The organism is Corynebacterium felinum (assembly GCF_030408755.1).
In the GTDB taxonomy this organism is placed as follows: domain Bacteria; phylum Actinomycetota; class Actinomycetes; order Mycobacteriales; family Mycobacteriaceae; genus Corynebacterium; species Corynebacterium felinum.
On the sequence record NZ_CP047209.1, the window covers coordinates 2,407,847 to 2,434,467 of the forward strand.

Annotated in this window: 21 protein-coding genes; 2 read left to right on the plus strand and 19 right to left on the minus strand. The window is 53.8% G+C overall.

Going from position 1 to position 26,621, the window contains the following annotated elements; translation table 11 throughout:
- Positions 1-8 precede the first annotated feature (8 nt).
- The 5 genes from CFELI_RS10165 to CFELI_RS10185 form a co-directional block, all read right to left on the minus strand.
- On the minus strand, positions 9-434 hold the full coding sequence (locus tag CFELI_RS10165; protein WP_277104191.1) for an ankyrin repeat domain-containing protein: 426 nt from the start codon (positions 432-434) through the stop codon (positions 9-11).
- A 20-nt stretch (positions 435-454) separates the two neighbouring features.
- On the minus strand, positions 455-1,402 hold the full coding sequence (gene holA, locus CFELI_RS10170; RefSeq protein ID WP_277104190.1) for a DNA polymerase III subunit delta: 948 nt from the start codon (positions 1,400-1,402) through the stop codon (positions 455-457).
- Positions 1,403-1,478: 76 nt separating this feature from the next.
- Positions 1,479-3,212 carry a ComEC/Rec2 family competence protein gene (locus tag CFELI_RS10175; protein ID WP_277104189.1) on the minus strand — a complete coding sequence of 578 codons (1,734 nt, stop codon included), beginning with the start codon at positions 3,210-3,212 and terminating at the stop codon, positions 1,479-1,481.
- Positions 3,209-4,048 (minus strand): ComEA family DNA-binding protein, encoded by an 840-nt coding sequence (locus CFELI_RS10180; protein ID WP_290259000.1) that lies wholly within the window; start codon positions 4,046-4,048, stop codon positions 3,209-3,211. The genes CFELI_RS10175 and CFELI_RS10180 overlap by 4 nt, the downstream gene beginning before the upstream one ends.
- A 1,199-nt stretch (positions 4,049-5,247) precedes the next feature.
- Positions 5,248-6,443 (minus strand): IS3 family transposase gene (locus tag CFELI_RS10185; protein WP_374724700.1). Its coding sequence is split into 2 segments (ribosomal slippage): positions 5,248-6,158 and positions 6,158-6,443, totalling 1,197 coding nucleotides; the frame shifts between segments, so codons are not numbered across the junction.
- Positions 6,444-6,658: 215 nt separating this feature from the next.
- On the opposite strand from CFELI_RS10185, the gene CFELI_RS10190 reads away from it, so the two are divergent.
- Both CFELI_RS10190 and CFELI_RS10195 read left to right on the plus strand, forming a co-directional pair.
- Entirely contained in the window at positions 6,659-7,060 is a 402-nt protein-coding gene (locus tag CFELI_RS10190; protein WP_277103340.1) for a hypothetical protein, read from the plus strand.
- Positions 7,061-7,096: 36 nt separating this feature from the next.
- Positions 7,097-7,576, plus strand: a complete 480-nt coding sequence (locus tag CFELI_RS10195) for a PIN domain-containing protein (protein ID WP_290259002.1) — start codon at positions 7,097-7,099, stop codon at positions 7,574-7,576.
- 734 nt (positions 7,577-8,310) lie between these two features.
- Here CFELI_RS10195 and CFELI_RS10200 read toward each other — a convergent pair.
- The 14 genes from CFELI_RS10200 to rplU all read right to left on the minus strand — a co-directional run bounded on the left by CFELI_RS10200 (position 8,311) and on the right by rplU (position 26,446).
- Positions 8,311-9,156, minus strand: coding sequence for a DegV family protein (locus CFELI_RS10200; protein ID WP_277103342.1), 846 nt, complete (start codon positions 9,154-9,156; stop codon positions 8,311-8,313).
- A 255-nt stretch (positions 9,157-9,411) separates the two neighbouring features.
- Entirely contained in the window at positions 9,412-10,158 is a 747-nt protein-coding gene (locus tag CFELI_RS10205; protein WP_277103343.1) for a histidine phosphatase family protein, read from the minus strand.
- Positions 10,159-10,164: 6 nt separating this feature from the next.
- Entirely contained in the window at positions 10,165-10,629 is a 465-nt protein-coding gene (gene rsfS / locus CFELI_RS10210; protein WP_277103344.1) for a ribosome silencing factor, read from the minus strand.
- 198 nt (positions 10,630-10,827) lie between these two features.
- Positions 10,828-11,451, minus strand: coding sequence for a nicotinate-nucleotide adenylyltransferase (nadD, locus tag CFELI_RS10215; protein ID WP_277103345.1), 624 nt, complete (start codon positions 11,449-11,451; stop codon positions 10,828-10,830).
- Positions 11,452-11,530: 79 nt separating this feature from the next.
- Positions 11,531-12,826 carry a glutamate-5-semialdehyde dehydrogenase gene (locus CFELI_RS10220; RefSeq protein ID WP_277103346.1) on the minus strand — a complete coding sequence of 432 codons (1,296 nt, stop codon included), beginning with the start codon at positions 12,824-12,826 and terminating at the stop codon, positions 11,531-11,533.
- Between the two features lie 466 nt (positions 12,827-13,292).
- Complete coding sequence (locus tag CFELI_RS10225) at positions 13,293-14,396, minus strand: HtaA domain-containing protein (protein WP_277103347.1); 1,104 nt, start codon at positions 14,394-14,396, stop codon at positions 13,293-13,295.
- 457 nt (positions 14,397-14,853) lie between these two features.
- Complete coding sequence (proB, locus tag CFELI_RS10230; protein WP_277103361.1) at positions 14,854-15,963, minus strand: glutamate 5-kinase; 1,110 nt, start codon at positions 15,961-15,963, stop codon at positions 14,854-14,856.
- Positions 15,964-15,968: 5 nt separating this feature from the next.
- Positions 15,969-17,480: a GTPase ObgE gene (gene obgE, locus CFELI_RS10235; protein WP_277103348.1), complete on the minus strand. Its 1,512-nt coding sequence runs from the start codon at positions 17,478-17,480 to the stop codon at positions 15,969-15,971.
- A 211-nt stretch (positions 17,481-17,691) separates the two neighbouring features.
- Positions 17,692-20,031 (minus strand): Ig-like domain-containing protein, encoded by a 2,340-nt coding sequence (locus CFELI_RS10240; protein ID WP_290259004.1) that lies wholly within the window; start codon positions 20,029-20,031, stop codon positions 17,692-17,694.
- Between the two features lie 34 nt (positions 20,032-20,065).
- Positions 20,066-22,243, minus strand: coding sequence for a hypothetical protein (locus CFELI_RS10245; protein ID WP_277103350.1), 2,178 nt, complete (start codon positions 22,241-22,243; stop codon positions 20,066-20,068).
- 146 nt (positions 22,244-22,389) lie between these two features.
- Positions 22,390-24,948, minus strand: coding sequence for an Ig-like domain-containing protein (locus CFELI_RS10250; RefSeq protein ID WP_277103351.1), 2,559 nt, complete (start codon positions 24,946-24,948; stop codon positions 22,390-22,392).
- 412 nt (positions 24,949-25,360) lie between these two features.
- A complete protein-coding gene (locus CFELI_RS10255; RefSeq protein ID WP_277103352.1) occupies positions 25,361-25,648 on the minus strand; it encodes a hypothetical protein in 288 nt (95 codons plus the stop codon).
- A gap of 178 nt (positions 25,649-25,826) precedes the next feature.
- The gene (gene rpmA, locus CFELI_RS10260; protein WP_277103353.1) at positions 25,827-26,096 is read right to left on the minus strand and encodes a 50S ribosomal protein L27; all 270 of its coding nucleotides are present in this window, start codon (positions 26,094-26,096) and stop codon (positions 25,827-25,829) included.
- 44 nt (positions 26,097-26,140) lie between these two features.
- Entirely contained in the window at positions 26,141-26,446 is a 306-nt protein-coding gene (gene rplU, locus CFELI_RS10265; RefSeq protein WP_277103354.1) for a 50S ribosomal protein L21, read from the minus strand.
- Between the last annotated feature and the right edge of the window lie 175 nt (positions 26,447-26,621).

A 26,621-nucleotide genomic window follows, 5' to 3' on the forward strand; every position in this document is an offset into this window, starting at 1 on the left:
AGACTGGCTTAGGCGTTGCTCAATCGCTGAGCAAGTTCAGCATTACCAAACATATTCGCGCAATCGATAGCAGTCGGATGCCCGGCGCGTGGGTCGGCCCCAGCCGCCAGCAACGCTTCGATGACTGCCTCTTCTTTCTTGAAAATTGCCCCAGCCAGCGGCGACTGGCCACGATCGTTGAGCTGGTTGACATCAGCGCCGAGCTCAGCCAGTTGCGTGACCACGTCGGCGTGCCCATTGTAGGCAGCCAGCATCAGCAGTGTATTGCCTTCGTGGTTGGTCAGGTTGGGGCTCAGGCCCGCCTGGATGTACTGGGCGAGACGATCGGCAGCACCGTCCCCGCCGGTGCGTGCAAGGGTGAAGAGCTCGGTGACAAAAGCTTGGAGGTCTTCGGGGAGATCCTCGTTGGTATGTGGAGTAGAAAATTCAGCCATAATTTTTTCATCATAGGAAGCTATCCCGCTAGTTGTGAAATCCGGCGCACTGCATCTTCTAATGCGAAGGCCGGATCGCCGCCTTGTCCTTTCACTGCCGCGTCGAGATCTGCCACGATAATCACGGCTTCGCTGACGGCATCGCCCGACCATCGGCGTGCCAGGTGAGCTGTCTTTTCAAGAATAAATGGTGCCATTCCCAGCTTGCCGGCCAAAGAGATGTGGGGTTTGCCGCGGGTGGAATACAACCGTGCAATGCCGGATACTTTCATGCTGAGTGCTGCAGCCAGTGCTGCCGGTTCGACGCCGAGCTGCAGGGCGCGGCGCATGCTGGCCAGCGCGCGATGCGTTTGGCCGGCGCAGGCAAGGTCGGCGACATCAAAACCATTAACTTCGGCCACACCGGCGTAGTATTCGCGGACTTTGGCGGCGGTGACTTCCCCATCGGTGTCCGCAATGAGTTGACTGATGGCGCTGGCGAGTTCGCGGAGGTCTGATCCCACGCCTTCTAGTAGTGCATGCACCACGTCTGGGGTGGGCCGGATGCCATAGCGGCGGAACTCTTGAGTGACCCAGTTGGGGCGTTCATTGTTGCGGAGGGCTTTGACTTCGTGGACGTGGGCGAGTTTTTTCAGTTTAGGTACTTGCGCTTTTTGGCGTCCACCGCCGGAATGCACGATGATCAGGGAAATCCCAGGTCCGGGATCTTTGGCGAGCCTGACTATCAGCTCAGCGGGTTCTTTACCTGCTTCGTCCATTTTGTTGATGATCACGATGCGATCTTCCCCAAACAGGGAGGGGCTGCACAGGTCGAGTAGTTCGGCCTCGGAGACATCGCCTGCGCGAATGCTGGAGATTTCTATGGCGTCGCCGTTCTCGCTTTCGGCACGGATGGCGGCGACGATTTCTTCACGGGCGCGTTCTGCTAGGAAGTCTTCGTCGCCGACGATCAGGTGCACATTATTCATGGGATCTACCTTACTCGCCAGATTCTGGCTCACCGTTGTTGTCGCGTGCGTGGGGTTCTGACAATGCGTAGTGTGTTTAGAATCTGCCGCTGTCTGCATGCCATGTTCCGTCGCTGTAAAGGCGTACGGGGCCGTCGCGGTTGGGATAAAGAACTGGGATTCCATTCGGTAGGGCTGAAGGATAGTTGCGTGGTTTTCCTTCTTCTTCAACCACCACCACGGCAGTTCCCGCAGGTAGGTGGTGTGGGTAGAGGCGAAGGAGTTCTTCCTCTGTGGCGATGCGAAAAATCTGTTTGTCTTGGTAGGAGATTTCATGGTTGTTCACCGCAAGGATGCTGGGAATGACCACGGCTGCTGTGGCTACTGCTAGGAGGATGCCAAGGCGTACACGGTGAATCAGATAGACCACCCATAGTGCGATCACCAGTGCCCACAGTGGGGCGCGAGAGGTTGGCACTGTAATCACTGCCCCGGGTAGTGCTGCACCGGAGTGCGCAATGAGGCTAATCCATTGCGCTAGTGGGGAGATGATGCTCAGCATCACCCCACCTATCCCAGATAGCAGTGCCGCTAGTGGTTCGGTGAGGATATCGACAGGTAGTGCGCGCAATCCCGCCCCGATGCTTGCTGCGACCGCTGCGCCGAGGCCGAGCACCGTAATCGGTGCGACGACTGGGGCGCAGGCAATGTTTGCGGCTACGCCAATGAGTGAGATTTCGTGTTGCATGCCAGCTACAAGTGGCATGGTGGATAGTTGGGCGGCGAGTGCAAGCGCGAGGGCTTTAACGAAGATATCGGGGAGCTTGCTGCGCCCGATCATCACGCGCAGGGTGGGGTATATCACGATGATGCCTACTGTTGCGGCCACAGATAGACAAAACCCCATGTTGGTTGCGTAGTGGGTATCGTAGTGCAGCAATACGATCACGATGAGGCTGAGTACATGCAGCGGGGTTGTGCGGGAGTGGCTGAACATGGCAACAATGCCGACTATCCCCATGGCGGCCGCCCTGATTACTGAGGGGTCTGTGCCCACGATGAGTACATAGATACCGAGTGTGGCTGCGGCAGCGAGGTTGCGCCACACAGGTCCGAAGCGGGCGGTGAGCACAGCGGCGGTGGCGGTGACAATGGCAACGTTGGCCCCGCTTACCGCGCTGAGGTGGGCTAGGTTCGTGTCAATGAATGCTTGTTTAAATTCCGGTGTTTGTGCGCTTGTGTCGCCAAAAACCATGGCGGGGATGAGTGCAGTTGAGGTGCCGTGAATCCAGCGGGTGCATAGTTGGAGAAATTCGCCGCGCACGAAGTCAGCGAAGGTCATCAGCGCATGTGGTGCCGCATCGGTGCTGATATCGCTGGCGATAATAAGTGTGTTGCCCAGCCCGATGCGGTCACTGTCAACACTGTGCCCGCTCACGCGCACAGTTTCCCCGACTATGACCACGTAATGTTCACGTGACCATACTGGTAGCGGTGCGGGGTAGCCGGCAAGATGAAACTGTTGCAGCGTCCCATTCTCGCTTATCGACGCCGACCCGGCCGCCACCGCCTGAAACGTGGCAGGAATCTGGGTGTTTTCCACAATGATCCGCCGCATGGTGGCAACAAGGAAACTACTGGTGGCAAGGCTTGTGCTGATGATGGCTTGGCCGTGATCGAACGCATGCAGCCCCACTGCTGTAGCGCTGATCAGTACGAATCCTGCAAGGCCAACAGCCCACCAGGGTATGTCCCAGCTGCGCAGGACAATGACCACAAGTGCACTGCCCCAGACCGCGCACGCCGCAGGAACAAGCCGAAGTTGGGTCATAGTGTGACCTCAGGTTTGATCTGTGCGAATTTCGCCGGACCGATTCCTTTGACATCTTGCAGCTGCTCAATGGTGCTAAAACCACCAATGCTCTCCCTGTGCTGAATGATTGCTTGGGCGGTTTTCTCCCCCACCCCAGGAAGGGTTACCAATTCTGTTTCGGTAGCCTGATTCAGATTCACTTTTGCCATCCCCTCCACCCCAGCACCTGGTGATGCGGCTGGCCCCATCACCAAGGCTCCGCCTAGGCGGGCATCGAGTACAGCATTCGGTTGATCTGGCATGTGATGGTCGCGGTGCGGTACGACAATTTGGGTGCCGTCGACAAGTTTTTCGGCCAAATTCAACCCCCGAATATCCCCCTCGGGTTTCACACCGGCGGCTGTGAGCGCATCGGCGATACGTGCAGTGGTGGGTGGAAAACTATGCAGCCCGGGATTGTGCACCTCCCCTACGACCGACACCACCACCTGAACGTCGGCTACCGCACTGGTGGGCGATGCATGAGAAGCAGGCGCAGCCGGGCTCGGCGTTGTATTCCACACTGGTGCGCCCAGCTGTGGGCTCTGCTGATGCTGCGCCTGCGAGACCACCTGCCACAGGATAACAATGGTGACAACAATTCCTGTCACTGCGGCAATGAGCACAGCTACCCTTGGTGGAATAGAAAAGCGCAGTTCACCAGGTTCGGGGAATGCCACTGCTAGTTCTTCTTCCATAGCTGTCGGCCGCGTAAGCTCGTCAAGCCGAGACGCCAAGTGGGTGGCGATTTTTCTTCTACTTGCCCCTAGGGCGTGAAGGCGAAGGCTGCGGCGCAGGGTGCGAAAGGATAGCATGTTCATAGCACAACGCTAAAAACAGCGCATGGGGTGGTGGAAGTTTTTTACAAAAAAATGTCAGACTGTGGATAACTCCCTATTTTTCAGCCTCTGGCGACAAAAAAAGGGCACCTCCCTGTGAACAAAAGTGATCCTGTGTCTACTTCTGTGGATTTCTTTTGCCCCTAAGAGGGAGAAAAACTCTTTGGACAAACTAGTAAGTGTCACGTTTTTTGAGGAGTGTTCGTAGGATCACTGTTTGGATGGTGACGGTGTAGTTGAATACTTGTTTGTCGTAGCGGGTGGCTACTGCTCGGGTTTTGAGGTGAGCGCTCCAGTGTCTTGGTCGGTGTGAGACGGTTCTAGTGGTGTTTCCTACATAACCGCCGCGCTGCTACCAACACGATTCCTAGTGCCTGTTCTGAAGGGCTCATTCCTAACCCCGGTTTCTTGCCACAATCCAAGCGAGGTTTCAACACAGGATCTCAGCTGTTTTGCACTGCATAAGTTGCCCCATTACGTTGTTGGGTAGTTCTTCATTGAGAGCCGAAGTTCATAGCGCGTCCCCTATGTGGGCGGGTTATGTTTGATTCCGTTCTCTATATTTAAGGAGAACTAGTCGCTGGCTTCGGTATGGCTTAATGTCCGCCCTGTCTGTCAATGATCCAAGCGTGATGCCTTCGCAAGGCAGTGACATACTCCAAACTGCCAACAGGAACCTGACCCACACATTTTTGTGTGAGGTCTCATTGTAATGTGGATGCCAGCGTGAGTATGTCCGTACGACCCCATAGCGTCCGTGTCCACCGACCGCAGCCCGCGCCGCTGACGGAACTGATGAAAACGGGGATGGGGTGAGCAGCACTGGCGCTGGCTGGTTGGTTTTGACGAAAAGCAGAGTTGAGATTGTTCATGAGTGGTGTTAATACCCCCGTGCGGTAACATGTTGATTAGCGCACGGATGGGAGGTGAAAGTATGAACGATGAGAGTGTTCTGCGTTTGAAAATTAACGGCCAGCCAGGGGAAATACACCTAAAGGCGCTTGAAAAGTCTATCGCGGCCATATCTAAGATCATTTGCGCCGTGGGTGGTAGACAAGCTGATCAATTCGTCAAGGAATTGCACACTAGCAGCGCTGTCATAGATGTAGTGGCTAATCGAGAAAACGTTGCGGCCGTTGACAAGGGGGGGCGCGACCCCCGAAAAGTAGACACATTTAAGCGGTGATTGCTGAGATAGATTTTAGCGCAAATGCTTGCGCTTCAAAAGTGTTGGGGGCGCAGTATTTCAAGTAACTGTGCCGACGTGTGGTGTTGTACCTGACACACCAAGAAAACACTTCTTTTCGACATTGGAGCATGGTGTCAAAGACCTTCCGATCTTGAAGGACTTCACGTTTTAATGTGGCATTAAACGACTCTGCAAGCGCGTTATCCGCACTCGTGCCAACACCACCCATGGACTGGGTCACTCCAAGAGATTTACATTGCTGTTGGAAAACCTGTGAGGTGTACACACTTCCATGATCTGAATGGAAAATCGCACCTTTTAGTGACCCACGCTGGTCTTTTGCCATGGCGAGTGCTTCACCAATAAGATCAGTGCGCATGTGATCAGCTAACGCAAACCCGGTGAGTTTACGGGAGAAACAATCAATAACTGTGGCCAGATACATATTCCCACCACCTTTAATCGGTAGGTAGGTGATATCACCCACATACACTTTATTCGGGCGATCAGCAGTGAAATTACGCGTGACCAGATCCGGGAAAACACTGCGATCTTTCCTGGAAATAGTGGTTTTGACCTTGCGTTTTTTGCTGTACCCACGCAGATTCATCGATGCCATCAACCTAGCAACACGTTTATGATTAACAGGCTCATACTGATCGGAAATTTCAGCCGCGATACGTTTCGCCCCGTAACAGCCATTGAACTGGTTGAACACAGAAAGAATACGCACCGCCAACAACGAGTCCTCGCACGTTTTAGTGTTACGAACAGCACGAGCTTTGCGCCACTTGTAAAACGATGAGGCATTAAGTTTCAGCACCTCACACATCCGCTTGACCGAATAATCGGTTCGATGGTCTTCGACAAACTGGAAGCGGATCACCAATTTGTCTCTTCCGCGAAATATTTAACAGCCTTACGCAAAATATCACGCTCTTCAGTCATTTTACGCAGCTCACGCTCAAGCTCACGGATACGTTCAGCTTCAGAAATTGCCTGAGCTTGCCGCTTTTGCACCGCAACACGAGAACGCTTACCAGTGCCCAAATCCTTGACCCACGTATGCAGAGATTGCCGATTAATCCCCAAATCAGCAGCGGCCTTCGCTAGAGACAGTTCCGAGTTCTCATAAAACGCAACAGCGTCACGCTTGAACTCATCTGAATAAAACCTTGGCATAAAACTACAGTACCTTCCTCCCACCTCATACAAGCGGGAAATCAGGTGTCTACCAAACGGGGGTCAGGTCCCGGCTGTTGCAGCTGCAGGATGACAAATCTCTTGGTTTTGAGTTCAACCGTAGTACACTCACTGCGGTGCGAGAACTTTGCGATTTGGCTTCTATGGATGGCGTCACTGGAATTGAATTTGGTGTACTTGGCTCTCCTGTGAACATGGATTCTAGAATCGCTGAGAATGCGTCCAAAGCGCTTGCTTCCGTTCGACTTTCCCTTGGGTCTGTGCGTGGAAAGCTGTACAGGTTCAATGGTCGGACGCTGCCGTATAAGGGCGGGATTGAAGACTGCCGTACTGGTAAGGCTGTTCACCTCGAAATAGATGTCGAGCACGTAGGTGCTGTTTTGCAGTTGATGCAGCAGGAGGTGCGTGTTTGGGGAATTCTTTCTCGCGATCCGATCACTAATGAAGTGGTCAGTGTGAAGGTCAAAGGTGTAGATGCTATTACCGCAAAGAAGCGCCTTCCGCGGCCTGCGTATGAGGTGCAAGGAATCTTGGGGGCGAAGTGGCTGGACGGGATGCAGCCTGACGAGTTTGTGAGGCGTGAGCGTGAAGCATAGTAAGTCTTTGCCCCTCATAATGATTGATTCATGCGCGTGGGTAGCTTTTTTAGTTTCCAGAAAATGAAGGAATCCGATCTAAGGCCAGGCGCGCGTGACACTGAGTCGAGTGTGATTGCCACAAATGTTGCTGCGTTGATTGACGGTAATGGCAAGGATCATACGATTGTGATGCCGACGGCTATATATGTGGAACTTCTGGGCATCTTACGCGGTAAAGGGCGTACGCCTGCGCTCGAAGCAAAGTCTGTTAACAAGGCTGTCGAGTTCCTTGAAGAGGTTGATTTCTTATTCGCTGATCTTGATGAGCATGTGGTTGATGAAGCTGTTCCTTTGATTGCTAAACATCACTTAACTGGAATTGATGCGTCGTTGTTGGCTACCGCCTCGTTGTTTGACGTTAGGAAGGTGTACACAATTGACAGAGGCTTGCTTAAGGTCGCCAATTCTATACCTGGTGTTTCTGTCGAGCTTCCGCCGCCCCCTATGACGCTTCAGCTGGACATTCCATCCTAATAGCTGCATATTTCGTTATATGTTGGTCTTGCCGAAATCCTGTACTACGGAAAAAATTTCTGGCGCCGTTATCCCCTTAGGAGGTGTCCAACTATGGTCGTTGTGCGCGTGGAGTGGGCGGGAACTTGAGAATTTCCCTTGATCTATGTCGCAGTATGGGGATCAATGAAGCTTGCGATCGTCTGGATGGCATTATCTCTGGAGTCGAGATATGCGACTTCACGAGGTATATCGCGTTGTTGGACAATTGATTCGTGGTGATAACACCTGTTTCTCATGTTGTAAACTACTACGACCAGGTCCTCGAACTGCTTTCTACAGTTAGGTTTTTTCTTTCAAGGCCGTTTCTACCCGAGGCCAGATGCTCGCCTGATAGTGGCTGCTTAACAGGAAGCGCCAGAAGCCAAAGCTGAGCTCAGCGATGTTTTTCCCAAGTAGTGCCTCCTTTCCGCCGGCTCGCCTCTTTGCTTTGCGGACGCTCTTACCTGCTTCTTCGCTGAAAGCTATTCGATCATTGTCGAACCATCGTTCGCCGTACCTTCTGATTAAGGCATTATGGATGCAATTTCGGAGGAGCACCTCGAGATGCTCAATGTCGGCGAGATAGATCTTTGTGAGATCAAGTCACCTCAAAAACCGAGCAATAGCCACCCGCTACGACAAACTAGTATTCAACTACACCGTCACCATCCAAACAGTGATTCTACGAACACTCCTCAAAAACGTGGCACTTACTAGTTTGTCTGCTGCGCGGTGTGATCTACTTCCGGTGGAAGATCCTGACCGACTTCTTCTTCCGGCTGAGTGAACACAGTAGAAATACCTAAAGCGCCCAGACCAGCGTGAACAGCCAAAGTGGGGTGCATATCCGTAATCATGGTGGACGAGCCCTCGGGCAGGTGCTCACGGAGCAAATCTTCCAACGTGCGTGCCGCCTCGCGTGCCTCATTATGTTGGATTGCCACAAAAGCTGGAAGCCCCGCAGCACGCTTGACAATAAGATCAACGAGTTTGCTAAACGCCTTCGTTTGGGTGCGAGTCTTGACTGCCAATTCAATACGACCTTGAGTAACCTGCATGATCGGTTTGGTAGCAAGCGCGGTCGAGAGCATGGCTGTCGTTGTTGAAATACGACCGGACTTTCGGATTTCATCAATCCGATGCAAATAAATCCACGTTTCCGAACGGCTGAGCGTATCTTCAGCCAACGAAACGCATTCTTCCAAACTTGCCCCATCGAGTGCGATACGGGCTGCCGCCATGGCTGCAGCACCCACCGCCATACCCACGCTGTGAGTATCGATCACACGAACCGCGCCGTCGAAAACACCAGAGGCTGTGATTGCAGCAGACCACGTGGACGATAGTTCTTTGGACAGGTGTAAAGCCACAACGCCATCATCGCCACCGCGTTCCAGTTGGCGGGCGTAGCAGGCAGCGAGCTCAAGTGCGGAAAGCCCTGAGGTGGATCGGTCGGTGTCGTCCCCCACCATGTGAAGGTCAACTACTGTGATCCCCAGTTCCTGGGCTACATGCTCAGGCAAACCAGAGGAGGAGTCGGTGACAACTCGAACCACCATGGTTTTTTTAGCCTCCCTACCCTTGTTCCACATCTTGTTACTACACGAAAACTGTGGAAAAGCAGGCAGCGTGAGAATGAAAAATGCACCAATCCCAGCGCTGAAAAAGTATTTCCGCAGCCTCGATTGTCTAGCTTAGCCATTTACCGGCGTGAACATAGCATCGAATCGAATCAACACATCTGCAGTCCACAACCAACACGGGTCACAACCCTGAAGGAACACGGGAGAAAACGCGTGCCCTTGGGTGGTGTTTTATTTGCTGAATTGACCAGCTTCGCCCATATCAGAGCTACCAATGGAGCGACGCCCCAGAGCTACTCCCATATTCCAGCCATCGAGATACCATTCGGCATTATCCACGTTGCTGGCGTCAAAACGCCCCTTGGGTGGGAGAATTTCGTCATCATCACCGTTGGTGGCTTTATAGCGCGGCCGCGCAGAAAGCTGTGCCCAACAGGTATTTCCCAAACCTGAGAAGAATTTGTATTGGGAAATATCCAGCTCCAAAAGGCTTGACGTCAACGCTGAGATCGTTCCGCCGTGGGCGACCATGAGCACAGTTCCGTCATCCCAGGTGTCCATTTCCCGCATGAGTTCGTCCACCACAGGGCGGGCGCGGCGGGCGACGTCGATACGCGATTCCCCGCCTGGTGGGGCCCAGGTGGGGTCGTGGCGCCAGTACGCGCGCATACCCGGAAATTCGGAATCAACCTCCTCGCGGAGCCGGGCCTGCCACACACCTAGATGCGTTTCGCGCAGGCGCTCGTCTTTTGTCACCTCCACGCCTAGTCGGTCGCCGACCGCACAGGCTGTATCATAAGCCCGATTGAGGTCGGAGGAAATGATGCGGGTGATGTTCAAGGTTGCCAAAAAATCCGCCGCTTGCTGTGCCTGCGCGTAACCAACCTCAGACAGTTCAGTGTTGAGGTGGCCTTGCATGCGGCGGGTTGCGTTGTACTCAGTTTGGCCGTGGCGCAAAAGGATCAATCGGCGGGTCATAGTTTTTTAAAATTCGTCTTCGGGTTCGTTTTCTGCTAGTGGGATCTCATCGAGGGACTCAACGGAGCGCAGGTCAATGTCGTTTGCCCACTCTTCGGGGCGCTCCATGGTTTCGATGCCGTCGACATCAATCAGTGGGCAGTCACGGTAGAGGCGATCTAGGCCGTAGAAATCACGTTCGGCGTTGCGCTGAACATGGATGACAAGCATGCCGTAGTCGAGCAGCACCCAACGGTTTTCGCGGTTGCCTTCACGGCGCTTTGGCTCGTAGCCTTCCTTCGTCAGCTCGTCTTCAATCTCTTCAACGATGGCGCGAACCTGGCGCTCATTGTCGGCGGAGGCGAGCAAGAAGATCTCAGAGATCGCCATAACGTCGCTCACGTCGAGGACCGCAATGTTGCTTGCGAGTTTTTCGTTCGCCGCAAGCGCTGCAATCTGAGCAATGCGTACGGTGTCTTGGGTTGCAGTCACAAAAATCCTTCGTGTTTATGCGTTAAAAAATGTCTACCCTTTAGTTTCCCACGTTTGTGGCATGAATGAGAAAAGACAGTCGCCTAGTCGCTCCAAAATCACAGACCCTAGGCTTCGCTTTACGACGCCACAACCGTGTTCGCAGCTATCGATTCGCGCTCTCTGACGTCAGATACCAACGGTGACAATGGGAAACTTTCAGTGGGATACAGAGTGCGAGTACAAGCGGTTTTTATTAATGTACTGCACCACCCCGTCGGGCACGAGATACCACACAGGTGCGCCTTGTCTAGCTCGCGTGCGGCAATCAGTGGAGCTAATAGCCATCGCGGGAATTTCCACTAATTCCACCCGATCGCGGTGTTGTGCCGGAATATTGGTTTCCTCCAGCACATAGCCGGGTCGTGTGACACCGACAAACGTGGCCAGTTGAAACATTTTCTCCCAATCGCGCCACGACATGATCTTCGCCAGCGCATCCGCGCCGGTGATAAAAAACAACTCCGCCGTGGGGAATTGTTTGGACAGATCTGTCAACGTATCAATGGTGTAGGTATCCCCTGGACGATCGATATCTACTCGACTCACTGTAAACCGCGGGTTACTTGCGGTGGCAATGACTGTCATCAAATATCGATCTTCCGCCGACGATACTTCACGCCCCGCCTTTTGCCACGGTTGGCCAGTGGGCACAAATACAACCAGATCTAGACCGAAGCGGGCGGCTACTTCACTTCCGGCCACCAAGTGCCCATGATGAATAGGGTCGAAGGTACCACCCATGATGCCGACGCGCGTGGGGTTTTCAGGAAGCGAAGTCATACAACGATCATGCGCTTGCTTCAATCGCTTTGCAAATAGCAGATGAGAACACCAGCGCAGCCTTTCTTAGCAAGCTAGGTTATGGGCGGGTGTGGCCCGCCCCGTCCAAAATCCACTTGGTGCTGGTCAGTTCCGGTAGCGCCATCGGCCCGCGGGCATGCAACTTTTGGGTGGAAATCCCAATTTCAGCACCCATGCCGTACTGCTCACCGTCAGTAAAAGCTGTGGAGGCATTCAGCATGACTGCAGCCGAATCTACCTGTTGGGCGAATTTCTGCAGCGTGGATGCCTTGCGGCTGGAAATACCTTCAGTGTGCCCGGTGGAATAGCGACGAATGTGCTCAATAGCCCCATCAACACCATCGACAATTTTCGCAGCAATATCCAGTGAAAGGTATTCTTCCTCCCAATCGCTGTCTGTTGCTTGGACTACGTTGTGTGCCCCGATTGCCTGAAGTTCATCGACGTTTCCGTGGACTGTCACTCCTGCATCTTGCAGTGCCTGGATAATCTTGAGCTGAGCATCGGCGCTGAGGGCGGCGTCGATAAGCACTGTTTCGGTGGCGTTGCACACTGATGTGCGTCGGGTTTTGCCGTTGAGAAGCAGCGCAATGCCTTCATCGATATCGGCGTCGCGGTCGATATAGAAGTGGCAGTTACCAGTACCAGTTTCGATAGTCGGCACCGTCGCGCCAGTAACCACGGCGTTGATTAAGCCCGCACCGCCGCGCGGAATGACCACATCGACGAGTCCGCGCAAGGTGATCAGATCTTGGACACTATCGTGAGTTTCGCAGGGAAGTAGCTGCACGATTTCTTCAGGAAGCCCGTGCTCTTTCAGCACAGATTGGAGAATTTCGACGAGTGCTTGGTTGGAGTTTTTTGCCGACTTACTGCCGCGCAGCAACGCAACGTTGCCGGATTTTAGTGCGAGCCCGAACGCATCGACGGTGACGTTGGGGCGTGCTTCGTACACCATGCCCATCACGCCGAGGGGGACGCGAATCTGGCGCATGTGAATTCCGTTGGGCATGACTGATCCCTGCACTATTTCGCCGACGGGATCTTTCAGGCGCGCGACTTGGCGCAACCCGTCTGCGATCCCTTCGATGCGTTGTGGGTCGAGTGCGAGCCTGTCGATAATATTGTCTGCCACGTTGTGTGCGCGTGCGTTGTCGATGTCGCGTTGGTTGGCGGCAAGGATTTCGTCGGTGCGTGCGATGAGTGCATGCGCGGCAGCTTCAAGGAGTGTGTTCTTTTCTCCTGCGCTGAGTTGTGCGGCTAGTGGTGCTACGCGTTTTGCTGTGGTGGCTTTGCTGATGACTTCTTCGCGTTCGTGGGCGCGGGCGTTTTCGGCTGTGTTGCTGGTGTTCATAGGCGCTAATAGTAGTAGCTTGTGGGGGTTTGTGTTCCGGATGCGGAAAATGCGGTGGTGCGGGTTACCTCCAAACCTTCAGCGTAACGTGGGGATTAGCACTACCCTAAACCTTCAAGGTAATCCGTGTAACGAGTGCAAAAGATTCCCCATTTATCTACCCAGTACCCACCACATATTTGCTGTGCACCAGCTGGAGATAAACTTCCCGTCAAGGAAACCACATTGCCCAAAATTGGTTTCCTTGCGCAGAAGGTCGAGACTCTCTAGCTGAGGAGAAGCGCATAGCAAACGATGGCTTTGAAGAAATCTCTGTGCGTTCGTATTTACTTTGAAAAGGTTTGGTAATCCCGGTTCGCTGACGGTCAAGACAACCGCACCACCGCATTTTGTGGCAATGCCCTCCTCCCTCTTTATTCAGCCCAGTGAGGGAAAAGGGCAAGTCTATTCAGTGATTTTTGCTTCTTTAGAATTTCGGAAGCTTAAATCCTGGGATCAGGTTGAACTGCTGCAGCGCCGCAACAATACCGCCGATCACAGCCAGGACACCTACTGCACCCAAGATTCCGAACAGAATCTTCTTCCAGTCAGTCTTCGCTGGTGGCTGTGGCGCTGGAGTGGAGGTGGTACCCGATGGCTTCGGGGCAGTTGTGGTTGGCTTTGGTGCCGTAGTAGTCGGCTTCGGCGCGGTAGTGGTTGGCTTCGGCGCGGTAGTGGTTGGCTTTGGTGCCGTTGTGGTTGGCTTCGGCGCAGGATCCGTAGGCTGTGGTGCTGGATCCGTAGGCTGTGGCGCTGGAGCCTGCGGGCAGGTCTTCTTCACCTTCAGCTCCACGTTGACATCATCAACTTCGGGCTTGTACGTATCCGAGTACGTACCCATAAAGATAATGTCGACACCTTCGATGTATTGCTTCTTTGTCGCTTCATCGTAACGAGTACCAGGCTTCTTCTCATACTTCAGCGCAGTAGCATCCAACTTCAAAGTATCGCCTTGGAGCACCCAGCCCGAAGACTCGCCCTTAGCAAAGGAATCAGTACCAGACTTCAGGTTCTCTGGAACACGATCATCTGGGGTGTAATCGGTCATACCCTTGCCCTCAACGTAGTAGCCTTCATAGGTCACGCCAGGACGAACGACAGTCTTGCCACCTTCAACATAAGCCTCAATGAATGGAGACTTCATTGTTGATTCCAATGCCCCATGGTGTCCCTTGAACTTCACAGTGGAAGGGATGGTCTTGATCGTGGCACTCTTCACCGTTCCATCGGGATTGAAGTTAACCACCGTACCGGAAGGATTCACTTCAAAGTGGAACTGGAAGTCATTCGCTCCCTTTGACTTTCCATTGTCAGTAGCACCAGTGACCGTCCAATCACCCTTTGCGATTGGACCCGTAACGTAAGCGCGCCAAGACTGCTTGATGCCCCACTTAAGGGTTCCAGACTCGACAGTAATTTCAGGATTAGCACACTGCGCTGGATCATCAGCAAACGCCTGGGGAACAACAACGCCACCAAACGCAACTGCGGATCCGGCTGTCAATGCAATGAGTGAGGTACGAAGCTTCATGGGTTTCCTTTCGGTCGATCGAGAACTTTTGAAGCAAGGTAACCCTAACCGTAGTTACGAATCGATAACGAAAGCAAGCGATATTTTCTTTGAGGAACATAAGACACCAGCGCAGTGGCACAAAAGCTACCCCAATCTGTCGCATGACGCACCCCTAAAATCACCCCCATATAGGGGGAATTTACGGTTTTGGATACATCCCCGCCCCAAAAAAATTGCACCGTAGTGCACAACCCCTCCCACTTTCGACTCCCTCCCCCTCGCGCGCACTATCTCACCGCTCTATGCTCCTCAGGCGAATCGCTTAACCACCATCGCAAAAATACTCACTACACAGATCGGACGTTCAACACCATCAAGGATGTGATGACCAACCTGCTTCGACCAATATCAAAAGCCATACAGGTTTTCCCTGTATGGCCTTGAGATTACGCATACTGTGACAGTGCTTTTCGTGCTACGCACGCGAAGCGAAATTCGATAAATAATCCGCATGCACCACAGGGCGTTGCATACCTGCTGGCATATCCACCGTATGCTTGCCCAACATACCCACGAGTGTTTCCGAATCATAGGCCACCTCACCGCGGCCAATAATCTCACCACCAGGGCCCACAATGTCCACGATCTCACCGGAGTGAAAATCGCCCTCAATTTCCTGAATGCCCACCGCAAGCAGCGAATTGCCGCCCGCAGTCACAGCTTTCACCGCACCGGCGTCGATACGCAAAACCCCCTCAGAGTCAGCGGCGTACAGCGCCCAGAACTTCCAGGCCGACAACCTATCTTCCTTCGGATGGAACACAGTTCCCACACTGGCATCGTCCAAAGCCACACCGATGTTCGCTGCGGACGTCAACAGCACAGGTACGCCGCCACGCGACGCGATTCGCGCAGCAGACACCTTCGAAGCCATACCGCCCGTGCCCACAGCACCGCCATCGCCAGCGATTACACCGCGCAAATCGTTGCCGTCACGCACCTCATCAATAAATCGTGCCGATGGGTCAATCGGGTTCTTATCAAAAAGCCCATCCACATCTGACAACAGAATAAGAGCATCAGCGCAGGTTAAATGCGCCACCAAAGCAGCAAGGCGATCGTTATCGCCAAAACGCATCTCAGAAGTAGCCACCGTGTCATTTTCATTCACGACCGGAACCACACCCAGATGCAAAAGACGCTCAATTGTACGCTGCGCATTACGCGCACGATCACGACGACCCGCATCAGAAGCGGTGAGCAAAACTTGCCCAATAGTCTTGCCGTAGCGGGCAAAACTCGCACCCCACGTGTGCATCAGATGCACCTGGCCCACCGCAGCCACAGCCTGCTTGGTTGCCAAGTCACTCGGGCGTGCCTTCAAACCCAACGGGCCCATGCCCGCCGCCACAGCACCGGAGGACACCACAATGATTTCACTCCCCTTGCCCAAGCGACGTTGCATCGCATTCACCAACGAATCAATGCGCAACGGATCAACCGTGTGGTCAGGACCAGTCAAGGAAGAAGAACCAATCTTGACCACAATGCGCTTCGCCTCACTAATGTGGCGCCTGAGCTGCATATTCATTAGCCCTGCCAACGCTCCCGATCAGCAGTTTGACCCTCGCCGAAATCAAGCTCATCGATCAGACCACGACGAACCTGAGAAGCACGCTTACGCTCAGCAGCAGACACACGCTCAGTGCGCGACAGACGAATATCCGTACCACGACCAGTCAAGGTTGGATCAACACCCGCAGCAGTCATTGGCTCCCACTCAAAGGAAACCGGACCAATGCTCACAGTGCAGCCCGCGCGTGCACCAGCCTTATGCAGCGCGTCTTCCACACCCATGCGGTTGAGGCGGTCAGCGAGATAACCAACTGCTTCATCATTTTCAAAGTCAGTCTGGATAATCCAGCGCTCAGGCTTCTCACCTGTCACAATGAAACCGCCTTCGATCTGTGGGTCAGGGTGAATCTCAAAATCGTGGCCCTTGCCCTTAGCATCCACTGCCTTCGGGCGAACAATTAGGCGGTTCTCCACCTTCTCCTTCGGACGCGACTTACGCGCCTCCTGCACAATCTCCAACAGCTTGTACTTCAGAGGATCGAGACCCTTACGAGCAACAGCTGAGATGATGAACACAGGCCAGCCGAACTGCGCCTCAAGGTCTTCCTTCACAAACTCCGCAAGCTCCTGCGCTTCTGGAATATCCACCTTGTTCAGCACGATGATGCGCGGACGATCACGCAAATCCCCCAAGGACGTATCCTCATCCAACGCCGACTGGTAGGCAGCAAGCTCCGCTTCCAACGCCTCAATATCGGAGGCAGGATCACGGCCCGGCTCCAACGTTGCGGTATCCACAACGTGCGCCAGCACTGCGGTGCGCTCAATGTGGCGCAAGAAATCCAGGCCAAGGCCCTTGCCCTCCGAAGCGCCAGGAATCAGGCCAGGCACATCAGCAATGGTGAAGGTTTCGTGGCCGACCTCCACCACACCAAGGTTAGGGACTAGGGTGGTGAAAGGATAGTCACCGATCTTTGGCTTCGCAGCCGAAAGCACAGAAATTAACGAGGATTTGCCCGCCGAAGGGAAACCAACCAAACCGACGTCAGCCATCGACTTCAGCTCAAGAATGATGTCGTGCTGTTCGCCGGGCTCACCCTTGAGCGCAAAACCAGGCGCTTTACGGGCAGAAGACGCCAATGCTGCGTTACCCAAACCACCAAAACCGCCTTGAGCTGCGATAAAACGCATGCCCACGCTGGTGAGGTCGGCGAGAGTCTCGCCCTTGTCGTTGAGCACAACAGTGCCTGCGGGTACTTCCAGTACGAGGTCTTCGCCGCGGGCACCGTTGCGGTGATCGCCGGCGCCGTTCGCGCCACGCTGCGCCTTGATGTGGGGGCGGTAGTGCAGGTCAAGAAGGGTGTGCACCTGGGAGGAGACTTCCAAAACGATGTCGCCACCATGCCCGCCGTTACCACCGTCGGGTCCTCCGAGTGGTTTGAATTTTTCGCGGTGGATGGAGGCGCAGCCGTTGCCGCCATCGCCTGCTGTGAGGTGCAAGACCACGCGGTCGACAAAACGTGCCATGTATTTGGTTACCTTCCCATGTATTGCTTCAAGGCCATCAAGACCCATAAGTATGTCGATTCTAGCAAGGGAAAAAGGCAGCGGCCTAAATCCCCGCTTCGCCTTCGGTGGCTTTGAGTGCGGGTTTTAAGGCCGCTGCCTTGTGCAACGGTGCAGTAAGGTGTCGCGAAGTGTGGGCGTCGTAACGCCTTGTGCATCGCTTATGTGCTGCTTATCGACGCCCAGTTGAGGAACCAGGTACCTGTGGCGCTGGCACTGCGCCGGCGCGCACGGCGGCGAAGAAACCACCGATTGCGAGAGCCAGCGCACCAACAACACCAGCGATGATCTTCCACACGTAGCTAGGAACAGCTTCGGAAATGATCGAGGACAAGCTTGGCTTTGGTGGCTCCGGTGGTACTGGTGCCCACACATTCACAGTCTTTTGTGCTGTCAGGCCGCCTACCTTTGCCACCATCACAACATCCCCTTCGGTTTCTGGGGTGAAGGTGAAGGTTGCAGTACCTTTGTCCGAAGTGCGTTCTTTGTACTCAGCATCGCCGATTCGTAGGGTGACAACGGCATCGGCTACAGGTTGGTTGGCGGTGTCGCCGACCTGAACTGTGTAGGTGGTTTCCTCACCAACCTTCACCTTTGCGGGGCCGTCAATGCTCAGCTGGGACATGCGTGATTTCACGGCGACTGCTGGTAGTTGCTGCTCACCTGCGGGGGCGCAGCGCATCAGTGTTTTTGCTTCAGCCTTGAACTTGTCGTTTTCTGAGGACGCAACCTTGTAGTGTGCGATGAAGGTGATGAAGGAATCCTCTGCCTTGTTGGCGTTGATGTCGGCTGCTTGTGGAAGCTGTGCGCGCACTAGTCCTTCTTCAGTTGCCTTCATCTTCAGGTCGATCCATGGGAACTTCACGCTCAGTTTATCTTCATCAACCTGTGCGCTCAGGCCACCGGTTGCGGCAGCGGTAATGGATGCTAGATCGGCTGGGTCTACCGAATCGGAGTCGGTGTCTTTGCGCATAAGGATATTTCCGCTGTCTAAGGTTGCTTGGCCTTCACCAATGCCTGCTTTTTCCGCTGCAACAAGCTGGGCATTTTCGGGGGCACGAAGGCGTAGGCGGGCTTGGGAAATCTCGGTATTAGTTACGGTGATGAAGCTGTTGCGCTGGTAGCCACTTGCGCCAACGAGTTCCTTCGGGCGCAGCGAGTAGGTGAATTCATCACCAACGCGTACCGATTCTGGTGCTACGACATCCATGTTCAGCATGAACCCGGGGTTGGTTTTCGCACGGGCAGTATCCCCGTGCACACCCGCAACATGGGTGTTGAGTAGTACTGGTGCTTCTGGGTTGGGGTTTTCTGCTGGCTGTGTTGTGTCTGGGGTAGCCATGCAGAGGAAGGGGATGTTCAGTGGGGTGACCACATCGGGGTTTGCGGTGGTTACTTGGTAGTCGTAAGTAGCGCTGACTTCACCTACAGATGCCTTGAAGGAGACGGTGCCTGGTTGTTCAGGTGTGAAGGTGTAGTCGATCTGCCCTTTGGCGTCGCTGACGAAGAGTTCGCGGCGCCCATTCACTTCCAAGATCACTGGCTCTTGTGGTTGTGGGGTGCCGTTGGCATCTACTGCGGTGACAGTGATTGCGGCTGGTTCTTCCGCGCGACCTGGGTTCGGGTTCGCACTGAACTTCAGTTCTGTGGTTTTACCCGACACCTTGGATGCATCAATGACCTTCACCTTTGGCATACCCGCGAAATTCACAGGGGTGCAACGCACAAGGGCAAGGGTGTTGAGATTACCCACAATAGGTGCTTGCGCAGTCACGTCACCCAACATGGAGAAGAAGGATTCATTAGCTGGATAATGCCTATCCGTGTGGTTTGTAACCAAAGGGAAAGATGGCTGAATTTCGCCTTCCTGCGTTGCTGTCATGCTGATGCGCACATCCGGCAGATCGAAGCCCATGCGGTTACCCCGCTGTTGGCCGGTCATGCCTTTGACATCCTTCTTTTTAATTGTCGAAGGATTGTTGGTGTCCATATCATCAGTGATGGTTTCACCGGAGAGACGAACTCGGGTATCCGAATCCTTGAAAAGCTGAACCCCAGCGCTATGACCTTCGATGGTTGTTTCATGAATTTCTGCGTTCTGCGGCAAATCCATCGTGAGCTTGGCTTGCTCCATGGAATTCATGATCACAGTTGCGCCACTAGCACTGAAGGGATTTGGCAAGCCGACGAAGCCGGGCTTGAGCACATAGTCAAACTTTTGCCCCTTCTCCACTGCCTTAGGAGCTTCAACCTTCAGTTTGAATCGGAACGCATCAATGGCATGCACACCATTAGCCTGGGTGACAAAACCACTACTATTAACCGAAATCGAGCACTTGAATTGCAGGTCGAAAGATTGCGGAACCGCAGCAGCCTGGGGCGCGGCAACCACAGCCAGTGCACTAGCTGCCAGAGTAGGGACGACCACGGTCGCAATGGACTTAGTCAAAGTGTTTTTCTTCTGCCCACGACCACGTCGCGGCAGGACGAAAAAAGTGTGATTTTTCATCATTGTGTCACGTCTTTTCTTTCTCGCGAGTCAGTCGTTAACGCCTCGGAAAACCAATACCAGCAGGAATAATTCCCATTTTTGTCAACCATTGGATAATTCCGGCAATGAAAGCAACACCAGCAATGCTGCCGAGCACAGCCAACAAAATATTGTGTGGCGCAGAACCCTCGCGACCCTCCGAGCCGATGTAGGTTTCCTTCTGTGAACCCAGCACATCCACGGTTACCTTCACCCGATTGAGTGGCTTTGCCACCTGAAGGGTGTACTCACCCTTCTCGTTAGTCTCACCCTCATGCTTGTCATCACCGACCATGATCGTCACTGGGGTGTGTGCAAGCACCGAGTTATCCTCATTCTTCGCGGTGGCGGTGATTGTCACTTTCCCGTCGTCTTCTGTCACATCAACAGTGACAACTGGTGCGGGCTGCACCTCAACGGTGGCTGTGACCACCGGCAGCTTTGGTACCGACACGCGCAACTCGTGAGTACCCGCAGTCGCAGGGCTAAAGGTAGCAGAATACATACCCGTATCGTGGCGATCCATGCTCACAGCGTGCGTGCCGTGTGTCAACTGCATGGTGGGGGCGTCGACACGCTCACCGCGCTTATCGGTCACTATGACCTTAATCGGTACCGGCTGCCCGACACGCGCCTGCGCTGCGACCTCAAGCGCCACCTGGGCGGGCGCGGCAGTAACTTCAACAGTTTTCGCCACTGATTGCACACCTGGGGCAGTTGCAGTCACGTTCAGTGCACCCGGGGCGGTTGGGATAAAGCGGTGCACAAATGCCCCACTCCCATCAGCGGGGGCTGGCACAGTAACTTTCTCCTCCCCCACTGCAAGCTCAATCTGTGCAACATCCGCGCCGCGGCCCTGATCATCACGAGCGTGCACGGTCACAGTCACTTCTTCACCCTCAACCGCTGTTTCAGGAAGATCCATGCTGAAGGTGTGAATAGCGCCGGAATTAACCGCAACGGTGGTCGTGCCAGTAACTTCACCCACTGCTGCTGCCGCGCTGAGTACCCCAGCTGTTGTAGCCGTAGCAGTAGCGCTAAATTCACCCTGCTCATTAGTAGTCACAGTTAAAGTGCGATCCCCAATAACTAAGGTGACCTCCTTATTAGCTACAGGGTAACCGTCAGCATCAGTGACTTTGCCGTTAAAAGTAACCTCTTTACCCACATGCACCTGCGCGGGAGTCGCATTCAGAGTGATCTGTGAAACAACCTGCTCAGTTGCAGCAACCACAGTCACAGACGGAAGTTTCACACTCCCCTTCTCTGGGGTGCAGCGAACCAGCGCATTCGCTTCTGCCTCCACCTTGGAGCTTAAGTAATTAAATTGTGCAAGCGCGGAAACAAAAGCCTTATCCGCAGCAACAGAACCGCCGAAAAAACCGCCAATGCCGCTGCTGATAACTTCTGGCGCGACCTCGCCAGGGCTGGTAGCAACCATGTTCACCGTGAAATCGGGGAACTGCACATCAACACTGTCAGTACCCACAACACCGCTTAATCCAGCGTGGTCGAGATCTTTCGGCGCTGACACATGATCAATGGTGTCTGAACCCGCAATATGGGCATACTTAGCGTGTGCTTGAGCCTGCACACCAGATGTGTTCTCAGCAATATCAACGCCGGTGATAGTGGTGTTCGCCGCTGCAGGGAAACGCATGCTGGCACGGGAAACCTCTTCGGTTTCAAGCGAGTAGGAGTTGCTCGACAAGTAACCGGACGCAATATATTCCAGCTTTTTCGGAATGCTGAAGCGTGCACCTTCAACCTTGTAGCTAAAAGGCTGCCCCACAACCGCGCGACTAGGTGCGGTGATATTCATGGTGACAGGGAAAACATAGCCTGCGGATTCGAGGTACCTGCCGGTGGGTGCCGAACCCACCGCAGTACCACGGTCAAAAGTGAAGTAGCAGCTCAACGGCACCTTCGTGCTGGTGTCCTCCGTTGGGGTTTCCTGGGAATCAGGGTTTGCCGGTGCCGTATCGCTGGGCGCATCAGCGGGTGCATCAGCGGGGGTGTCCGCGTTTGCTGCGCCATCGCGTGCGGGATCAGAAGCAGGTGCTGTGCGATCTGCCGCAGGCGCTGTGTTATTGGGGTGCGGGGTATCTTGTGCGTGCGCCGCAGGTTGTGCAATAGTGCTCAGACCAAGTGCCAGAGCCAGAAGCATCCCACGGCGTGGTGTGGGTTTAAACACGATTATGCCTATGTACTTTCTACCGAAACGACACCGTACTTCCCACTGCTAGATGCGTGTGTTTCCACTGCCGTTTCGATCTGGAGTTTTTGTGAATATGGGATTTTAAGCATGCGCGGTGGGCGTGCGCGCACCGCTGGATGCTTCTAGAACTTTGGTAGGTATCGGTCGAGCCCGAATTGCTTGGCAAGCCCAACGAGTGCTGCGATCAGGGCACCAACACCTGCAACACCAAGCAAGATCTTCCACCACAGCCCGCTGCTTTGTGGCTGCGCAGGAATTTCAACTGCTTGCGCCGTGATGTCACCGGCTTTCGCGATCACCGTTGTCGCTTCTTTTCCTGGCGCGACGGTGATTGTGGCTTTGCCTTCATAGTTGGTGGTGGCGTGCTGCTGCGCCTCACCGATGGTGAAGGTTACTTCGTGATTCGGCACCACGTCGCCGGCTGCGTCTGTGACTGTTGCGGTTACCCGGTAGTTGTCATTGTGCTTATCGACGTCAACATCAACCTTCGCGGGAACACCAAGCTGATCTTCACCTTCACCTGCTTTGGCAACAATGCGTGCTTCAGCAAAAACATTCTCGGCTACTTCGACACGAACTTTGTGCACACCGCTTTGCGGTGCTTTCACCATTGCTTCATAGGTGTACAGCTGCCCCGTTGGGGTTGCAGTTACCTCTTGGTCGCCGACAAGCAAGCGCAGTGTTGCAGGTTCCTGGATAAAACCATCACCGTAGGTGAGCCTCGCAGTAACTTTCACGTCTTGGCCGGGTTCCGCAATCACTGGGTCAACTTGGAGTGCAACACCAGTTGGTTTGGTCAGATCCGGTGCTTTCTGAACTGCCGGAACAACCACCGATTCGGATACCAGCTCACCGATCTGTGCGTGCACGGATTGGTCTTTTTCTTCGCGCTGCACGGTTACAGTGGCAACACCTTGTGCGTTAGTTACTACCTCTTGGCTGTTGCCACCAACGTTCACAGTAACGGTTTGACCAGCTACCGGCTTGGATGTGGCATCGGTGACGGTGAAGCTGATCTGTGCTTGTTTTTCTTGCACTGTAATCGCTGGGGCGATTGCGGCCGCTACTCGGTTTTTGACTACCAGGACACCCTGCGCGCTGAGTTCTTCCGTTGCTTTGACGCTATACGGGTAGGTTCCAGGGGTGTTGGTGACAAAAGTGGTGCGGTACAGGTTGGTTCCTGGTTGGCGGTTGACTTCAATCTCTTTGCCATCGATGGTGAACACTACGGATGGTAGTGGTTTTGGTGCTCCATCATCATAGGTAATTTCTGCGCTGAGTTTCACGCTCTGCCCCACTGTTACCTCAGCTGGGGTTGCCTTGACGTCAATGGCAACAGGCTTCGCTGGGCGCGGATCGACCGTGATGCGTTGGGTATTGGAACGCACGGTACCTTTCGTCGCCTGAATTGTGGTGGTCTTCTTTGGGGTTAGGGTGAGGGTAAATGCTTCCCCTGTTTTCGCAACAGTGTGGTCGGTGGTTCCATCGTTGATGGTGATGGTATCAACCTCAGCTGGGTTGTTTTCCCGATCCAACGCCTTCACGTTGACAGTCACGATCTCACCTTCGGTGATCCGTTGCGGAGTCGCCTCTAACTGCAAGGTGCGCACACTGCGGTCAGGAACTACCTGCAGAGTGATTGTTTCAGATTCCTTAGCGCCTGATGCTGCCTTAATAGAAACTGAACCAGCTTTATCTGGAGTGAAGCTGTGAGTGAAATTGCCCTGAGCATCTACGACGACGTTGTTGGTGGATTCTCCAACTGTCACTACTGCTGAAGATCCATTTTCCGGCGCGTTAGCCTTCCACTTAACCTTTCCGGTGATCTCAACAGGCTGTCCAGCTTTCACCGGCTCGCTCGGAACAGTTAGCGACACACTCTCCACTTCCGCTTCAGCCGGTTTCGGCACGATATTCACGGAAGGAAGTTGCACTGCTGTGCTTCCGCAACTGAACAAAATGGGGCCGGTCTCGCGAGTAGTGTCATAGGCATATTCCCAGGTAGGCTTCGCCGTGAACACAAAGTTCGAAAGGTTTTGTCCCCATTGAGCAGACCGAGCTTTCACAGGAAGGGTCGGGGTGAGCGATCCTACTTCCGAAGCGACAAGCCTGAGGTTTGTTTCCGGAAATGTAGCCAGAACATTATTACTCAAATCAGAAGACACTGCACCATCAGGTAGATCTTTAGGCGAGCTTGCGTCATCGATGTTGTGTGCCCCACCGATGATCACAGCAGGATTTTCCGCATGAGCTTTAAACTGTGCGCTCACACCTTCAGGCGCATTTGTCACTTCCGGGTTTGCAGTAACCCCTGCAGGAAGATTAACGCGGAAGCGCCCTAAATCTACTTTTTTGAAGGTCATCGAATATGTTGACCAAAAACCTGCAGTCCAGACAGGGTTCTGCACCTTCACCGAAATAGGTTTCAGTGTGTAATCGAAGGGAACGCCGACCTGCGCAGTTTCCGGAGCGACAACCGCGAAGTCAACATCTACTTTCTGAGTATTTCGCGTCCACTCACCATTACCGTGACGCAGCTCAGTATTAGCGTCCGCAAACGAAAAACAAGACATTGAAAAACGTACTTGCTTTTCCTCAGCCGTGGCTGGCGTTGCCATAAGGCCCACACCTAGCGCAGTTGCCAAGGTGAAGGCCAGTCCTCTACCTCTCTTAAAAGCCATATCGTGATCCTTCTCTACTTACTCATGGGATGTTCACGCGGGCAAAGAATTTGCATTGTGAATAAAAAGCTTCAGGCGACATTATACGAGAATAAGAAGGCAACACATAGTACATTGAGCATTAATGCAGCTTAAACCCACTTTCAATAAAGACTGAAAGGCTCATATGCGAAGTTGGGTATGGAAAATCCCACGATACGGGAAAATTCGTGAAAAATAACCGTAAACGTGGGATCATGCACGCACAAAAGCGTGATGGTAACCAGGGAAGCACCACTTCAGCGATCTTCACCACCACTGGATGAAAAACCACTAAGAACACTTCAACAAACTCTGGAGTGGAAAAATCAAAGCACACACGCACTGCGCGCGAACACTCACCATTGGCACCGCGCAGCACTAAAGCCCAACCCTAGTGGCTCAAGCCGATGTGACGGAACAGCCCTTGGAACCGAGCGAGGAAAATAGCAAGGAATGCAAACACACCCACAATAGATGCGATGGAAATCAAAATCTGGCGCATCGTGCGACCATTTTCCGTCCGAGGAGCATTCTTTCCATCCTTACCACTTAACTCCCGATCCACCTTGGAGCTCAACTCAGAAACAGAGGAAGCCTGAACATGGGCAGGGGTGGCCACAACAGGGCCAGTCACAGCGACCACAGAGCACAAGGCAACAGCGAGGCGACGTTTCAACATAACTAAATCGTAGGTTCCTTCCTCACGTCCACAACTCAGCACCACTAGGTGGCCATGAAATTGTCACACCGGACGCGAATATAAAAAATGAACAATATAGATAAGCATAGAGATGTAGGCCCCCAAAAGCATTATCTTTTGGGGGCCTACATGCAAAGCGTTGCGAGCTTAAAAGATTTTAAGCGTCGACGGTCTCTGCAGCCGGGACGATGTTCACGGTGCGACGGTTGCGCTTGATGGTGAACTCAACTGCGCCAGCCTTCAGTGCGAACAGAGTGTCGTCGCCACCGCGACCGACGTTCTCACCTGGGTGGAACTTGGTGCCACGCTGACGGACGAGGATCTCGCCGGCGCTGACCTGCTGGCCACCGAATCGCTTAACGCCAAGGCGCTTTGCCTCAGAATCGCGACCGTTGTTGGAGCTAGATGCACCCTTCTTGTGTGCCATGTGGTTTTCCCTCCTTCAGGAAATCTTAGGTAGGCCGGTGAGCCTTACTTAATGCCGGTTACCTTCAGCACGGTCAGCTTCTGACGGTGACCCTGGCGCTTCTTGTAACCAGTCTTGTTCTTGTACTTCAGGATCTTGATCTTTGGACCCTTAATCAGGTCAACGATCTCAGCAGTGACGCTCACCTTAGCGAGCTCCTCTGGCTTAGAAGTAACAGTTGCGCCATCGACGAGCAGAACCGGGGTGAGAGCCACGGACGAACCTGGCTCACCCTCGATCTTCTCGACCTTGACGAGGTCACCTTCGGCAACCTTGTACTGCTTGCCGCCGGTCTTGACGATCGCGTACATACGAGGGCTACCCCTTATCTATCTCAGGATCAGGAACCTTAAGATTCAAGATTCCCAATGGACTAACGTTTACTTTTACATTTGCGTTCCAAACACCACTCCAAAAGTGCACAAGCACCCGCGAAGCAATACTTAAAACAGCGACTGTCAAAGACTACCCTTTAACCGATGGAAA